The organism is Achromobacter sp. FW305-C-13, from assembly GCF_058783475.1.
The window spans coordinates 546529-562100 of sequence record NZ_JBYSYN010000001.1 but is presented as its reverse complement, the minus strand read 5'-3'; the positions used below and the strand labels follow the sequence as shown (position 1 = coordinate 562100).

The following is a 15572-nucleotide window of genomic DNA, read 5'->3' as shown; positions in this document are numbered from 1 at the left end:
AAATCTGTGCGGTGACTTTATGGGTTGCGCGATGGGGTGTCAAGCAGGTTGGGCATCAGGACAAACCCTGTTCCGCGACAATTTTCGCCTGCTGAAAAAAGTATCCAAAGTCGCTGGAAAGTATATGGAAAACGTAATTCTTATACTTTTTTATCTTTATTTTTCAACGACTTGCATTAAATACACAAGCTGGCACACTACGGCCGATTCCAAGCAACGCTCGACATTGCCGGCGCCGCATTTACGCGCCGCGCATTCGCACATTTACGCAAACCCGCAAAGAGGCGATCACCCGATCACACAACCCGACTGAAAAGGAATTCAGATGCGCTTAATCACCGATCAAGAACTCGGCAACATGTCGACCGAAAACAAACGCCGCCGCCACACGGAGTTGGACAAAAAACTGGCGGTCGCGGCAGAACGCGGCTGGTCGTGCATGCATCGCATTGAAGCCAGCCGCGCAAAAGTGCACGCCGCGATCTTGATGGATGTGCAATTGGGACGCGACGTGGAACCCCGGACCGAGAAGCGGCGTGATCGCGTCAAGGTGAAGAACTGATCAGACGGTCGGCCTGAGGCGAATCAGGGCTTGTCGCTTTCGGAGGGTTCTGGATAAATTCCATGTTGCCCGCCAACACGGAAAAAACCTGCCCATGACGATTGTTGTACATACCCCGAACGCCAAAGGCCTCTGGATGACGATCCAGAATAATCTGAAGCGCACCGATGACGCCGCCGCAAGAGGCGTCAGCGCGTGGCGCAAGGACGATACCGGCCGGGCAGTCAAGATCTATCATGCCCCGCCCGCGGGCGGCCTGGACGAACGGGCTTATTTCGTGGGCACGGTACGCACCGGCCAACTTCTTTTGCTGGACCTGCTGCCGGGTAGCGAACCGCTGAACTGGACCCGCTTCGGGTTGCTGCATGGCCACCTGGTGGGCATGCTGATGACGGAATACGAACGCGAAATCATGTCGCTGAACGTATTCCCGAACCGCCCGGCGCCGGAGGCCGAAGGCGGGTAGTCGGGAAAGGCGCTGAGCTTGAAATTGCTCAGGCGCCCATCAGAATCCCCAGGCGGCTATTCCAGGTGTCGCCATACCCTTTACCGGCCACGGGGATATTGATCAGCGGTCTTTTGAGGTCGCTGGTTGAAAAGGCGAAATGGACATTCTTGAACGCGAGCCCGCCGTTGCCTGAAACCTCGGTCCATTTCAATTGCCATTGCCGAATATAAGAAAAGTCGAGCACCTCGCCCGGATCATTCTTGCCCGACACCATGCAGAGCTTTTGCGTTTGGGGATCAAATGCGATGACGACCTTCTTGTCCTTATCGCTGAGAATCAATTCGCTGTCGACGCTGTCTTCGGGGAAGGCCGTACCAAGTCGCTGATTGTGTTCACGAAACTTCGCCAACAATGCGTTATGGCGCTTCTTTTGGCGATGAATTGCCCAGGCAATCAGGGCAACGATGGTTACGACGATGGAGATGAAATCAAACATAGGACTGTTTTTCCGGTGGCTTATACAAGCTGTATCGGCATTAACGGCAACCGGGGCGGAAACTTGAGCGTCGCATCGGGAAGAGGCGCGCGGATTCTGCAGATAACGCGATTATTGGAACGACCGTTGTAAGCGTGCCGCGACAATTAACGTGCCCGTCAGCTAGCCCGGCGTAGCCTCATCCGACCGCTCCGCGTATAGCGGAGTGCGGAAAAAAACAACGAGGAGACAAGCATGAGCACATTCGATTCGGATGGGCGCAGGCGCTTCCTGCGCCAAGCCTGTACCGTGGGCGCGGCCGGCACGCTGGCCAGCCATAGCCTGATCGGCCTGGCCGCCCCGGCCACAGTCACGCTGCCTTTCGCGAACGGCGAGCGCGACCTGATCGCCTACCCGCAGAAGCGCCCCCTGATCCGCCAGACCTCGCGGCCACCGCAACTGGAAACGCCGTTTGAGGTGTTCAACGACAGCGTCATCACGCCCAACGATGCCTTCTTCGTGCGCTACCACCTGGGAAACATTCCGACCGCCATTGACCCAGCCACCTACCGGCTGCGTGTCGGCGGCCTGGTCGGCACGCCCCTTGAACTGTCGCTTACCGACCTGAAGCAGCAGTTCGGCGCGCCCGTCGAACTGGTCGCCGTCACCCAATGCTCCGGCAACAGCCGGGGTTTTTTTGAGCCACGCGTGGGGGGAGGCCAACTGGGCAATGGCGCGATGGGCAATGCCCGCTGGGTGGGCATTCCGCTCAAGCGCATCCTGGAAAAGGCGGGCATCCAGGCCGGCGCCCGCCAAATCACCTTCGAAGGCCTGGACCGGCCCGTGCTGCCAGGCACCCCGGAATTCGTCAAGGCGCTGGACGCGGCCCACGCCATGGACGGCGAAGTCATGCTGGCCTACGCCATGAACGGAACCGACCTGCCCTTGCTCAACGGCTATCCCGTGCGGCTGGTGGTGCCCGGTTACTACGGCACCTACTGGGTAAAACACCTGGCCGACATCCAGGTGTTGAACACCGAGTTCGACGGCTTCTGGATGCAGAAGGCCTACCGCATTCCCGATAACGACTGCGCCTGCAGTCCGGTGGGCAAAGCGCCAGAAAAAACTCGCCCCATCGGCCGCTACAACGTGCGCAGCTTCATCACCGGCCTGGCAGACGGCGCCCGCGTGACCAAGGGCCAACGCGTGCCGGTTCGAGGCATTGCTTTCGACGGCGGCCGCGGCATTCGCGACGTGCAATTCTCGGCCGACGGCGGCAAGACCTGGCGCGCCGCCTCTCTGGGCGAGGACCTGGGCCGCTACTCCTTCCGCGAGTGGCACGCCGACTTCACGCCTGAGCAGGCCGGCGTCTATGTCCTGAAGGTCCGCGCCACCAATACGGCGGGCGAAACCCAACCCCTAGACCCGCTGTGGAACCCGTCGGGGTACATGCGCAACGTGGTCGAAACCGTGCGCGTCAACGCCGCGTAAGGAGCTCCCATGACCCGCTCCACCCGTCGCCACCCCCACGGCCGCCTGGTCAGGCTAGCCATCGCCCTGGCCGCGATGTCTGCCTGCGCATCCGCCGCTGCCCTGGACATCCAGCTCCCGCCGGAAACCGCAACGCTGCACCCCGGCACCGGCGCCGGAGCCCAAAGCGCGGCCCTATGTCTGATGTGCCACTCGGTCGATTACTTGTCGTCGCAGCCGCCGATGCCATTGGGCTTCTGGGATGCCGAAGTCAAAAAGATGGTCGGCACCTACGGCGCCCCCATTCCGGCCGAACAAGTGCCGCTGATCGTGGAGTACCTGAACCAAGCCTATCCACCGCCCCAACCTGCCGGGTCCCCCAAGCCCTGAGGCCTTGGTTTCCCGGCGCTGTACTTACTGACGTTGGCGCGTCATGCGTCCCCTTATGGGGGATGTCTTAGCTGGAAGCAAAAGAAAACCCCCGGCGCATTCGAGCGCTCGGGGGTTGGATGACATTGTCGGCGTAACGCCAAACAACGTCAGGCAATATGTGGTGCGAAGGAGGGGACTCGAACCCCTACACCTGTTACGGCGTCAGGACCTAAACCTGGTGCGTCTACCAATTTCGCCACCTTCGCTAAAGGTCAAGCCCGCTATTGTAGCTTGCTTGTTAAAATCTTGCGTCATGAATCCGCGCCTCGATGCTTTACACCCCTACCCGTTCGAAAAACTGCGGGCGTTGCTGGCTTCCGCCAGCACGCAGCCGGACGGCCTGACGCCCATCAATCTGTCGATCGGCGAGCCCAAGCACGCCGCGCCGGAACGTATCGCGCAGGCGATCCGTGACCACATGGGCGGCCTGTCCGTGTACCCGTCCACCAAGGGCGACCCGGCGCTGCGCCAGGCGATTTCGGGCTGGCTGGCCCGCCGCTACAGCATCCCCGCCCCCGATGCCGACACGCAGGTGCTGCCGGCGCTGGGTTCGCGCGAAGCGCTGTTCGCCTTTACGCAGACGGTGATCGACCCGTCGGCGGGTTCGGTGGTCATCTGCCCCAACCCGTTCTATCAGATCTATGAAGGCGCCACGCTGCTGGCGGGCGCCACGCCCTACTTCGTCAACGCCGATCCGTTGCGCAATTTTTCCAGCGACTGGAGCCACGTGCCCGACGAGGTCTGGAAAAAGACGCGGCTCGTGATCGTGTGCTCGCCCGGCAACCCGGCCGGCAACGTCATGGCGCTGGACGAATGGGAAACGCTCTTCAAGCTGTCCGACCGCTACGGCTTTGTCATCGCGTCTGACGAGTGCTATTCCGAGATCTACTTGGACGAAGGCAACCCGCCCCTGGGCAGCCTGCAGGCGGCGCGCCGCCTGGGCCGGGACGACTACCGCAATCTGGTGGCGTTCTCCAGCCTGTCCAAGCGGTCCAACGTGCCCGGCCTGCGGTCGGGTTTCGTGGCGGGCGACGCGGCGCTGATTGGCCGCTTCCTGCTGTATCGCACGTATCATGGCAGTGCGATGAGCCCGCTGGTTTCCGCAGCCAGCGTCGCTGCCTGGTCGGACGAGGCGCACGTGAAGGACAACCGGCGCCTGTACCGCGAAAAGTTCGACGCGGTGGTGCCCATTCTTGAAAACGTGCTGGACGTGTCGCGCCCGCAGGCGTCTTTCTACCTGTGGGCGGCCACGCCGGGGTCGGATACGGCCTTTGTGCGTGACCTTTACGGCCGCACCGGTGTTACCGTTCTGCCGGGCAGTTTCCTGGCGCGGGAAGCGCACGGCGCGAATCCCGGCCACGGCCGCATCCGTATTGCGTTGGTGGCGCCTTTGGCTGACTGCGTGCAGGCAGCCGAGCGCATCGCCCATTTTGTACATACTTCTGTTTGATCAACCTTTAAAAAGCTGAGCCGCTATGACTCTCGACCTGCAGACCACCATCGAAAAAGCCTGGGACGACCGGGCCAACCTGTCGCCCGCCGACGCCAGCGCCGAGGTGCGCGAAGCGGTGGAACACACCATCGACGGCCTGGATCTGGGCCGCTTGCGCGTGGCTGAGAAAATCAATGACGACTGGGTGGTCCACCAGTGGATCAAGAAGGCCGTGCTGCTGTCGTTCCGCCTGAGCGAAAACGCCATCATGGGCCAGGCGCCCCTGCAGTTCTACGACAAGGTGCCGCTCAAGTTCTCGGAATACGGCGACAACGCCTTCAAGCAAGGCGGCTACCGCGTGGTGCCACCCGCCGTCGCCCGCCGCGGCGCCTTCATTGGCCGCAACGTGGTGCTGATGCCCTCCTACGTGAACATCGGCGCCTACGTCGATGAAGGCACGATGGTCGACACCTGGGCCACCGTCGGTTCGTGCGCCCAGATCGGCAAGAACGTCCACCTGTCCGGCGGCGTCGGCATCGGCGGCGTGCTGGAACCGCTGCAAGCCAACCCCACCATCATCGAAGACAACTGCTTCATTGGCGCCCGTTCGGAAGTCGTGGAAGGCGTGGTCGTGGAAGAGAACTCAGTGCTGGCCATGGGCGTGTTCCTGTCGCAAAGCACCAAGATTTTTGACCGCGCCACCGGCAAGATCACCTACGGCCGCGTGCCGTCGGGTTCGGTCGTGGTTCCCGGTTCGCTGCCTTCGGCCGACGGTTCGCACAGCCTGGCGTGCGCCGTCATCGTCAAGCGTGTCGACGCGCAAACGCGCGCCAAGACCAGCATCAATGATCTGCTGAGGGCGTAATGAGCAGCACGACCGCACGGCCGTCCGAAGCCGTATTGGATCTGGTCAAGGACCTGATCGCCCGCCCCTCGGTTACGCCGGCGGATGAAGACTGCCAGGCGGCGCTTGCCGCCCGGCTGGAACGCATCGGCTTCACGTGCGAGACCATCGCCCAAGGCGGCGTCACCAACCTGTGGGCCCGGCGCGGCAGCGCTGCGCCGCTGACCGTGTTCGCCGGTCACACGGACGTGGTGCCTCCGGGTCCGCGCGAAAAGTGGGAGAGCGATCCGTTCGTTCCCACCGAACGCGACGGCTGGCTGTACGGTCGTGGGGCGGCCGACATGAAGAGTTCGATTGCTGCCTTCGTGGTGGCGGCCGAGGAATTCGTGGCGGCCCACCCCCAACACGGCGGTTCGATCGCACTGCTGATCACGTCCGACGAAGAAGGGCCGTCGATTGACGGCACCGCCATCGTCTGCGACGCGCTGAAAGCGCGCGGCGAACAGCTGGACTACTGCATCGTCGGCGAGCCGACCTCGGGCGACGTGCTGGGCGATACCTGCAAGAACGGGCGCCGCGGCTCCCTGTCGGGCAAGTTGACGGTCAAGGGCATCCAGGGCCACGTGGCTTACCCGCATCTGGCTCGCAACCCGGTGCACCAGCTGTCTCCGGCGCTGGCGGAAATCGTCGAGATCGAATGGGACAAGGGCAACGAGTACTTCCCGCCCACGACGTTTCAGGTTTCGAACCTGAATTCGGGCACGGGCGCCACCAACGTGGTGCCGGGCGAAGCCGTGGCGCTGTTCAACTTTCGGTTCTCGACGGCCAGCACGCCGGAAAGCCTGAAGGCGCGCGTGCATGCGGTGCTGGACAAGCACGGCCTGGAATACGACCTGGACTGGGAATTGGGCGGCGAGCCGTTCCTGACCCCGCGCGGTTCGCTGACGGATGCGCTGGTGCAGGCGATTCACGCTGAAACCGGCGTGACCGCCGAGCTTTCCACCACCGGCGGCACGTCCGACGGCCGTTTCATCGCCAAGATCTGTCCGCAAGTGATTGAGTTCGGCCCCGGCAACGCCACGATCCACAAGGTCAACGAGCGTATCGAAGTGGCTTCGCTGGAACCGCTCAAGAACATCTATCGGCGCACGCTGGAAAACCTCCTGCTGTCCAAATAAGTCCCAGCCCCCCCAAAAGGGGGGCTTTTTCCCCTTGGCATGGCCCTGCGGGGAAAACGCCCGGTTGGGATAAAGGTCTAACTATGTATCAATCTGCCCGCCAAGAACTGCTGACCCTGCGTGACCTCATCCGTTATGGGGTGTCGCGTCTGAATAGCGCCCAGGTGGCGCTGGGACACGGCAGCGACAACGCCTGGGACGAGGCGGTCTATCTGACGCTGCACGCCCTGCACTTGCCGCTGGACACGCTGGAACCGTTCCTGGACGCCCGCGTGGTGCGCGAAGAGCGCGACCGCGTGCTGGACTTGCTGGAACGCCGGGTGACCGAGCGGGTGCCCGCCGCCTACCTCACCAACGAGGCCTGGTTGCGTGGCCATCGTTTCTACGTGGACAAGCGCGTCATCGTGCCGCGCTCGCCTATCGCCGAACTGCTGGACCAGGGCTTGTCGCCGTGGGTGCAGGACGCGCTGGCGGTGGAAAACGTGCTGGACATGTGCACCGGCTCCGGCTGCCTGGCCATCCTGTCGGCCCTGGCCTTCCCCTACGCCCACGTGGACGCGGTAGACGTGTCGGCCGACGCGCTGGAAGTCGCCCGCCGCAACGTGGACGACTACGGCCTGCAAGACCGACTGGACCTGCACGAAAGCAATCTGTTCGACAGCCTGCCGGCACGCCAGTACGACGTCATCATCTGCAATCCGCCTTATGTGAACAGCGGATCCATGGACGTGCTGCCGCAGGAATACCGTCACGAACCGTACCTGGCCCTGGCCGGCGGCGAAGACGGCATGGACCTGGTGCGGCGCATTCTGGCGGCGGCTCCCCAGTACCTGACGCAAGACGGCGTGATCGTGCTGGAGATCGGCCACGAACGCGACTTCTTCGAAGCCGCCTTCCCGCAGCTATCCCCCGTGTGGCTGGATACGGAAGAGGCATCGGACCAGCTTCTGCTGCTTACCCGAGAGCAACTTACCCTGTGATACGCGCTACTGGATTGACCCTGCGCCGCGGCACGAAAGTGCTGTTGGACGGCGCTGAATTCGTTGTTCATCCGGGCGAACGCGTCGGCATCGTGGGCAAGAACGGCGCAGGCAAGTCCTCGCTATTCGCCCTGCTGACCGGCGCCCTGGACCTGGACGCCGGCACCGTGCACCTGCCCGTCGGCTGGCGCATCGCCAGCGTTAAGCAGGAGCTGGATGCCGACGACCGCCCCGCCCGTGAATTCGTCATCGACGGCGACACGCACCTGCGCGAATTGCAGGCGCGCCGCGCTACGCTGACGGACGACCAGGGCACGCAGATTGCAGAAGTCGAGGCGGCGCTGGTGGAAGCCGGCGCCTGGAGCGCGGCCTCGCGCGCCGAACAGCTGTTGGCCGGCCTGGGCTTCAAGCCGAACGAGTGGATGCAGCCGGTAGAGAGCTTTTCCGGCGGCTGGCGCATGCGCCTGGCCCTGGCAAGCGCGCTGATGGCGCCGTCCGAATTGCTGCTGCTGGACGAACCCACGAACCACCTGGATCTGGACGCGATGCTGTGGCTGGAGAAATGGCTGGCCGCCTATCCGGGCACCGTCATGCTGATCTCCCACGACACCGAATTCCTGGATGCGGTGGCCAAGTCGATCCTGCACTTCGACCACGCCAAGCTGGTGCGTTACCGTGGCGGCTATGGCGACTTCCTGACGCAACGCGCCGAACGCCTGCGCCAGACCAATATCGCCTACGAACGCCAGACCCGCGAGACGGCTCGCCTGCAAGGCTTCATCGACCGATTCAAAGCCAAGGCGTCCAAGGCCAAGCAAGCACAAAGCCGCGTCAAGGCGCTGGCCCGCATGCAGGTGCTGGCGCCCTTGCATGCCGAAGCGGGCATCGACATCCGCATCCCGTCGCCCGACCAGGTGCCGGACCCCTTGCTGACGCTGGAACACCTGTCCGCCGGGTACACGGACGCAGCGGGTAATGCCGTTCCCATCCTGCGCGATGTGACCCTGATGGTGCGTGCCGGCAGCCGCGTCGGCGTGCTGGGCGCCAACGGCGCAGGCAAGAGCACGCTGATCAAGACGCTGGCCGAAGAGATTCCCGTGCAGGCGGGCGAACGCCGCGCCTCGCGCGGACTGGCCATCGGCTACTTCCACCAGCATCAGCTGGACATGCTGGACGTGGACAGCACGCCCATCGCGCATCTGGCCCGTCTGGCGCCGGAGACCCGCGAACAGGAACTGCGCAACTACCTGGGCGGCTTCGGCTTTTCGGGCGACACGGTCACCAGCAAGGTCGGGCCCATGTCGGGCGGCGAGAAGGCGCGCCTGGCGCTGTCACTGATCGTCTGGCAAAAGCCCAACCTGCTGCTGCTGGACGAACCCAGCAACCACTTGGACGTTGAGACCCGCGAGGCCCTCGCCGCCGCGTTGGCCGACTTCGGGGGCAGCATGCTGTTGGTGTCGCACGATCGGCACCTGCTGCGCACCACCGTGGACAGTTTCTGGATCGTGGCGGACGGCGCTGTGCGCGAGTTCGACGGTGACCTTGAGGACTACCGCGATTGGCTGGCGGCCCGCAATGCCGGAGAACGTGCCGAAGCGGCACGCGAAAACGCCGAAGGCGGCGAACCCGTCGTGGACCGCAAGGCGCAACGCCGGGCCGAAGCCGAGCAGCGGCAACGCCTGTCCGCCCTGCGCAAACCGCTGGAAGCCAAGCTGGCCAAAGTCGAATCCGAAATGGAAAAGCTGCGGACCAAGCTCCACGCGCTGGACGCCGTCATCGCCGACCCGGACCTGTATTCGGACGCGCGCCGCGCGGAGCGCCAGAAGGTCATGGCCGAACACGGCGAACATGGCAAACGCATCGACGAGCTTGAAGAGCAATGGCTTGAGATCCAGGGTTCCCTGGAAGAAATCGACCAGAGCGAAGCCTAGCGTGACGCTTGAGCGGCGGGCCGGTCCCGCTGCTCAAGCCTCCGCTCTTACCTATTAATAATAACCATTATCATTTATACTTCGTCGCGAAATTGACTCCATCTGGCGCCAGGCGCCAGCGACATGTCTACGCTTACGGACGTATTTCTCCGCCACTACCGCGAACTGCTTGGCTTTCTCTCGATGCGCACCGGCTCACGCGACGTGGCCCAGGACTGCGCACAGGACACCTGGATCAAGCTGGCGGAATTCAACGACCGCACCCGCCCCGACAATGATCGGGCATACGTATTCCGGGTGGCGGCAAACATCGCGACCGATTGGCATCGCCGCCGCACGCGTGAGCTCTCTGCCACCGCCGACTACGCCGCGGCGCTGCCCGTGGCGTATGCCGCCGACACCTTCGACGTAGCTTCCGCCCACCAGACCCTGCGCCGCCTGGAATCCGCCCTGCTCGCCCAGCCTCGCCGCAGCCTGGACGTCTTCGTGATGCACCGCCACGAAGGCCTGACCTACGGCGCCATCGCCGAGCGCTTCGCGATATCCGTCAGCGCTGTTGAAAAGCACATGATGCGCATCCTGCTGGCCTGCGACCTGGCGCTGGCCGGCTGATGGCCACGCGCGTTCGCCCGCCCGACCCCGTTGAAGAAGCCTCGCGCTGGGTCATCCGCCAGAGCGGCCAGCGGCTGGACGACGCGGCCCATGCCGAGTTCGAAGCCTGGTATCAGGCCGATGCCCGGCACGCGGCCGCGTATGACCGCTTGTCGCGCCTGTGGCGCCGCATGGGCGAGATCGATCGCGGCAAGCTTGCCAAACGGCCTGCCCGCAAGCTGCGCGCCACCGCCCTGCTGGCGCTGCTGACGGCCGCATTCGCCGGCTGGTTCGGGTCCACGGACGTTCCGCAGGCCGACTACAGGGCCGATGCGAGGGTACGCCACATCACGCTGCCGGACGGCTCGGCGGTGGTGCTGGATGCGCACGGCGCGCTGGCGCTGGACTATGCCGACGGCCGTCGCCAGGTTCGATTGCTGGCCGGACGCGCCCAGTTCGAACCGACGCCGCGACAACCCGGCATGGCGCCGTTCTCCGTGATCACGCGCGAGGCCTCCGCCACTGCGCTGGGCACGCGCTTCACGGTGGAACTGGGCCAGGACGGCACTCGCGTCGAGGTACAGGAGCACCAGGTCGCCGTGCGCTGCCTGCCGTGCGCAGACGATCAAGGCCTGACCTTATCCGCTGGCGAAACGGTGCAGGTGACGCCCGCAGGCGTCAAACGCGAAGCCGAGGCCGGCACGGCGTCGCCCGGTTGGACGCGAGGCCTGCTGAGCTTCGACGACGTGCCGCTGCAGACCGCGGCGGATGCGCTGGCGCGCTACAGCGCCAAGCACATCTTGGTGATTGGTGAAGCGGCCAAGACGCAACGCGTGTCAGGCACCGCGCTCGTCGCCGACCCGCAACGGGCATTGGAACTGCTGCTGGCGCAGACGCCCGTGCGCGTGACCGACTTGCCGGGTTTGCTGATCTTGCGATGAAGGCGTTCGGCCCGAACTCAATCAGTAAATGAGAATCGATATAAATTATTCATCGCCATAATGATGAGGGGTTTGGGCAGTGCCGACGTCCTACGGCTGACATTACTGCTTAGGACTTACGCATGTCTTCCCGCATTTCCACGCGCCGCCTCCGCGCCGCAACCATCGCGTTGAGCGCAGCGCTGACGCTGGCCGACCCGGCGCTGGGCCAGACCCGCGCCACACCGGTTGCCTTCGACATCCCCGCCCAGCCGCTGGGAAGCGCCTTGCTGGCCCTGGGGCAGCAGGCCAATCTGGAGGTGTCGTTCGTGCCGGCCGCTGTCGCGGGAAAATCGGCGCCCGCGTTGCGGGGCACCTTGTCGCCGCTGGACGCGCTGGATCAGTTGCTGCGCGGGTCAGGCCTGGCGTTACGCGGCGACGGCCCTGGCCGCTACATCATCTACATAGACAAGACGAACCAGTTTTCCGCGCTGCGCCTGGAAGCGGTGAAGGTATACGGCGAACACAGCGATGAACGCGTCTATACCCAGGAAGAGATCGCCACCACGCCTACGGCCAACCAGGACCTGACGTCACTGGTAGCCACCCACCCAGCCGTGCGCACGAACGCCCCGGCCAACGGCTCGGCAAACCGCGGCTCGATGAATGTGGAAGACATTTCCTTCCACGGTTCCAGCCCCTATCAGAATCTATTCCAGATCGACGGGATGGACGCAACCAACCGCGTCGATCCGGCCAGCAAGAACCTGAATTTGCAGGTCGGCAACATTCCCAGCAACTCGCAGTCCTACTTCGTCGATACCAATCTGTTGGGTGAGGTCCGTGTGATGGACAGCTTTGTGCCTGTGGAGTATGGGCGCTTCACCGGCGGCGTGGTGGACGCGCGGCTACGCCGGCCATCGGGCGAAAACCATCTGCAACTGGACTACCGCTGGAACACGTCGAAGATGACCCAGCAGAAAATCGCCGAAGGCGACGAGACCGGCTGGGGCCAGGGCAAGCCGGGGTTCTCTCCGGAATGGAAGAAGCGCTTCTACACCGCCATTGGCGACATCGCCATCAATGACAAGACGGGCGCGGTGCTGAGCATGTCGCGTCGCGAATCCAGCATCCGGCGCTGGAACATGGGCGTGGATGGCGACCAGCCCACCCAAGGCGAAGACAACTACGACGACCGCATCGACAACTTCCTGGGCAAGTTCACGGTGCGGGCCACGGCGGACACCATTTCCGACCTGACGCTGAAGTACAGCGACCGCCGCGAGACGCTTTCAAGCGACACGTTCCGGGACACGCAATGGGACAACACGCATGCCGCGCGCGGCGTGGGATGGAACCTGGATCACGCATTCCAGGGGGGCCGCGCCTCGGTGCAGGCGGGTTGGGACAATGCGCTTAGCAACCGCTCGTCCGACGCGACATCGCTGGTCACGCACAAATTTCCGTCGATCCCGCAATACGTGACGGGGGGCTTTGGAAAAGAGCAAAAGGAACAGGACACCTGGACGCTGAAGGGCCGCATCGACTTCGACCCGCTCCGCACCGGCGCCTTCACCCATACCCCGTATGCCGGCGTCGACCTGCAACGCGTCGACGTAAATTTCGAACGTTTCAGCGACGCCTATTCGTACATCGCCACGCATGCCGCCAATGGCGCTGAACGCCATGCCAGCAAGGTGCACTATCTACGCGGAACCGTCGAAACGAAATACAACGCCGCATCCGTTTATCTGTCGGATCGGGTGGAACTGGACCGCGTGGCCTTGACCGGCGCCCTGCGCTACGACCGCGAGACTTTTCTGGGCAACACCAACCTGTCGCCGCGCACCCGCCTGGATTGGGATGCGTTCGGCGACGGCAACACCGTGGTCAGCGGCGGCTGGGCCCGCTACTACGGCTCGGACGTGCTGAACATTGCGTTGGAAGAGCGGATCAACACGCTCAGGCGACAAGTGCTGGACCGCTACGGCAACCCGGTAGCAGACGGATCCAAGCCGTATTACGTGTCCTACGAGGGCCTGCGCACCCCGTACGACGACGAATGGGCGCTGTCGGTCAGGCAGCGGATGGGCAGCCTGGAAGGGCTGGCGGCCTATGTGCACCGCAACGGACGCGATCAGGTCAGTAAGAGCGGCGACAGCATTCAGGGCTACCGCTACCTCAACAACGGCAAATCCACCACGGACACCATCAGCCTGTCGCTGCGGACGCTGACGCCATGGCGCCTGATGGATACCCGCTGGACGGCGCGTGCCGACTGGAGCTACCAGAAGCGCAAGGTCAACGCGGATCTGGTCGAAGGCTATGAAGGCGATGCGCGCGACCCGGACGAATACATCTTGTACGACGGCGAGCGCATGCGCGCCATCGACCGTCCGCCCGTCTCGTTCTACCAACCCCAAAAAGCCTCGCTGTCGCTGACCGGCATCTGGCCCAAGGGCGGGCTGACCTGGGACAACAGCATCCAGTGGCGCAGCTCGCGCATGTCGTCCGTCTACGTGGGATACGGGCCGCGTCCCGAGTCGCTGCAAAGCTACCGCAGCACCCGGCTGGCGTCGTACTGGACCTGGGACACCCGCCTGATCTGGGAGCCCACCTTCGCGCGCAACGTCGCTTTCACCCTGGACGTCCTGAACGTGTTGAACAAGACGCCGGCCATCACCGCCTCCAACCCCAATTTGGCGATCAACCGAAACACCTATCAAGTCGGCCGCGAGATCTGGGTGCAAGCCAGCTACCGCTTCTGATGCGCCGCGCATACCTACGCCGGGGCTTTCAAGCGGCGGCCGCCGCCCTCACCCTCGCCCTTGCCGCCGGTTCCGCCATCCCGGCCGAGCCGCCTGGGATGACCACAGCGGTAGCCTGCCACGAAGCAGGCGCCTGGAACATAGCTTGCCTGCGGGACCGTTATGCCGGGCCCCTAGGCCAATGGCCCGCCCCCACCGTTGATCCGGGCATCACCTGGACGGAATGGGCCGCGGTGCCTCCGGTGGACGCGCCGCCGCTGACCTGGATGGCCGCGAATGCCGGCCGTCCTGAACTGGCGCGGGACGTCCAACAACCCGACGTCGTGGCGCTGGGCCAGATGCTGTTCTTCGATGCGCACTTGTCCCGCAAGGGGCAGGTCTCTTGCGCGTCCTGCCATATGCCGCAGCGCGCCTTTACCGACGGCCGGCCGCTGGCCGTCGGCGAAGACCGGCTGATGGGCAGGCGCCGGTCGCCCTCGCTGCTGGCTGCGCCCTTCGCGCCGCGCCTGTTCTGGGACGGGCGCGCCGACACGCTGAAAGCGCAGGTGCTGGGCCCGGTCCAGGACAGCCGCGAGATGAACCATGACCTGGGAAGCGCCATTGCACGATTGCAGGCCCTGCCGCCCTACCCTCAGCAATTCCTGAAGGCCTTCGGGCCGGCGGCGGGCAATGCCATTGACACCGACCGGCTTGCCCGTGCGCTGGCCGCCTACGTTGCCACGCTTCGCCCTCAGCCAACGCGATTCGACGCTTTCCTCGCAGGAGACCCGGGCGCATTGAACGACAAGGAACTGCTGGGCATGCATCTGTTCCGCACCCAGGCCCGCTGCATGAACTGCCACAGCGGCGCGCTACTGACGGACCATCAGTTCCACAATATCGGCCTGGCGTTCTATGGGCGGCGCAACCAGGATCTGGGGCGCTTCGAAGTCACCCGCGATCCGGCCGACCTGGGCACATTCCGTACGCCCAGCCTGCGCAATGTTTCGCTGGCAGGGCCGTGGATGCACAACGGCCTGTTCGCGGACCTGAAGGGGTTGCTGCGGATGTACAACGTGGGCATGGGCCGGGAGGCCGCCCCCGCGGATCCCCCAGACCCTTATGCGCCGCGCAAGTCCGAACACATCCGGCCGCTGGATCTCAGCGCGGACGACATCGACGCCTTGCTGGCGTTCATGAAGGTCTTGTAGGGAAAGGGGAAGGCGGCGCCCCAAGGCGCCGCCAGCCTGGCATTACGAGTACGGGCGCTCGCGCAGGCGGGTGTGATGGTCGACCACGGTGTCGATCACTTCGCGCAGGATGGTCTCAGCCAAGGCAGGCGGCACGCCCGCCTCTTCGGCCAGGCGACGGATGCGCTCTACCTGCTGGGATTCCCGCTGGGGATCCACCAGGTCCATGCCATGGTTGGTCTTGAGTTCGCCGATCATGTCGGTGCAACGGAAGCGCACCCCCAGCAGCAGCATGATCTGCTGATCGATTTCATCGACCTCGGCGCGCAGCGACGCCAACTCGGCTTTCGGGGAATCGGTGTTGGCCATTTT

Annotated in this window: 15 protein-coding genes and 1 tRNA gene; 13 read left to right on the top strand and 3 right to left on the bottom strand. The window is 64.1% G+C overall.

Annotated features, from left to right (window positions below; translation table 11 throughout):
- Nucleotides 1–325: 325 nt before the first annotated feature.
- Together AC3WMU_RS02625 and AC3WMU_RS02620 are read left to right on the top strand one after the other, a co-directional pair.
- Nucleotides 326–562: a hypothetical protein gene (locus tag AC3WMU_RS02625; protein ID WP_006225344.1), complete on the top strand. Its 237-nt coding sequence runs from the start codon at nucleotides 326–328 to the stop codon at nucleotides 560–562.
- Between the two features lie 94 nt (nucleotides 563–656).
- Nucleotides 657–1028 carry a hypothetical protein gene (locus AC3WMU_RS02620; RefSeq protein ID WP_035213362.1) on the top strand — a complete coding sequence of 124 codons (372 nt, stop codon included), beginning with the start codon at nucleotides 657–659 and terminating at the stop codon, nucleotides 1026–1028.
- A 28-nt stretch (nucleotides 1029–1056) separates the two neighbouring features.
- On the opposite strand, the gene AC3WMU_RS02615 is transcribed toward AC3WMU_RS02620, so the two are convergent.
- Nucleotides 1057–1506 (bottom strand): hypothetical protein, encoded by a 450-nt coding sequence (locus tag AC3WMU_RS02615; RefSeq protein WP_006225346.1) that lies wholly within the window; start codon nucleotides 1504–1506, stop codon nucleotides 1057–1059.
- A gap of 234 nt (nucleotides 1507–1740) precedes the next feature.
- Here AC3WMU_RS02615 and sorA point away from each other — a divergent pair, with 234 nt between their 5' ends.
- On the top strand, nucleotides 1741–2976 hold the full coding sequence (sorA, locus tag AC3WMU_RS02610) for a SorA family sulfite dehydrogenase catalytic subunit (RefSeq protein WP_492281765.1): 1236 nt from the start codon (nucleotides 1741–1743) through the stop codon (nucleotides 2974–2976).
- Between the two features lie 9 nt (nucleotides 2977–2985).
- Nucleotides 2986–3345, top strand: coding sequence for a SorB family sulfite dehydrogenase c-type cytochrome subunit (gene sorB / locus AC3WMU_RS02605; protein ID WP_454677297.1), 360 nt, complete (start codon nucleotides 2986–2988; stop codon nucleotides 3343–3345).
- A gap of 161 nt (nucleotides 3346–3506) precedes the next feature.
- Here the strand turns inward: sorB and AC3WMU_RS02600 are convergent.
- Nucleotides 3507–3593: transfer RNA gene (locus tag AC3WMU_RS02600), tRNA-Leu, on the bottom strand.
- Between the two features lie 47 nt (nucleotides 3594–3640).
- On the opposite strand from AC3WMU_RS02600, the gene dapC reads away from it, so the two are divergent.
- The 9 genes from dapC (at nucleotide 3641) to AC3WMU_RS02555 (ending at nucleotide 15221) form a co-directional block, all read left to right on the top strand.
- Nucleotides 3641–4837 (top strand): succinyldiaminopimelate transaminase, encoded by a 1197-nt coding sequence (dapC, locus tag AC3WMU_RS02595; RefSeq protein ID WP_492281764.1) that lies wholly within the window; start codon nucleotides 3641–3643, stop codon nucleotides 4835–4837.
- Nucleotides 4838–4862: 25 nt separating this feature from the next.
- On the top strand, nucleotides 4863–5684 hold the full coding sequence (gene dapD / locus AC3WMU_RS02590) for a 2,3,4,5-tetrahydropyridine-2,6-dicarboxylate N-succinyltransferase (RefSeq protein ID WP_006227943.1): 822 nt from the start codon (nucleotides 4863–4865) through the stop codon (nucleotides 5682–5684).
- Nucleotides 5684–6841, top strand: coding sequence for a succinyl-diaminopimelate desuccinylase (gene dapE, locus AC3WMU_RS02585; protein WP_492281763.1), 1158 nt, complete (start codon nucleotides 5684–5686; stop codon nucleotides 6839–6841). The genes dapD and dapE overlap by 1 nt, the downstream gene beginning before the upstream one ends.
- Nucleotides 6842–6924: 83 nt before the next feature.
- On the top strand, nucleotides 6925–7821 hold the full coding sequence (gene prmB, locus AC3WMU_RS02580; RefSeq protein WP_492281762.1) for a 50S ribosomal protein L3 N(5)-glutamine methyltransferase: 897 nt from the start codon (nucleotides 6925–6927) through the stop codon (nucleotides 7819–7821).
- Nucleotides 7818–9752, top strand: a complete 1935-nt coding sequence (locus tag AC3WMU_RS02575; protein WP_085947003.1) for an ABC-F family ATP-binding cassette domain-containing protein — start codon at nucleotides 7818–7820, stop codon at nucleotides 9750–9752. Before prmB ends, AC3WMU_RS02575 begins: the two co-directional genes overlap by 4 nt.
- 123 nt (nucleotides 9753–9875) lie before the next feature.
- Nucleotides 9876–10364 carry an RNA polymerase sigma factor gene (locus AC3WMU_RS02570; RefSeq protein WP_315139528.1) on the top strand — a complete coding sequence of 163 codons (489 nt, stop codon included), beginning with the start codon at nucleotides 9876–9878 and terminating at the stop codon, nucleotides 10362–10364.
- Nucleotides 10364–11284, top strand: coding sequence for a FecR family protein (locus AC3WMU_RS02565; RefSeq protein ID WP_492281761.1), 921 nt, complete (start codon nucleotides 10364–10366; stop codon nucleotides 11282–11284). Before AC3WMU_RS02570 ends, AC3WMU_RS02565 begins: the two co-directional genes overlap by 1 nt.
- A 122-nt stretch (nucleotides 11285–11406) precedes the next feature.
- Nucleotides 11407–14031, top strand: a complete 2625-nt coding sequence (locus tag AC3WMU_RS02560) for a TonB-dependent receptor plug domain-containing protein (protein ID WP_492281760.1) — start codon at nucleotides 11407–11409, stop codon at nucleotides 14029–14031.
- A 98-nt stretch (nucleotides 14032–14129) separates the two neighbouring features.
- A complete protein-coding gene (locus tag AC3WMU_RS02555) occupies nucleotides 14130–15221 on the top strand; it encodes a cytochrome-c peroxidase (RefSeq protein ID WP_492281759.1) in 1092 nt (363 codons plus the stop codon).
- 42 nt (nucleotides 15222–15263) lie between these two features.
- Here the strand turns inward: AC3WMU_RS02555 and AC3WMU_RS02550 are convergent, their stop codons facing one another.
- Nucleotides 15264–15569, bottom strand: a complete 306-nt coding sequence (locus tag AC3WMU_RS02550; RefSeq protein WP_006227935.1) for a chorismate mutase — start codon at nucleotides 15567–15569, stop codon at nucleotides 15264–15266.
- Nucleotides 15570–15572: the final 3 nt, after the last annotated feature.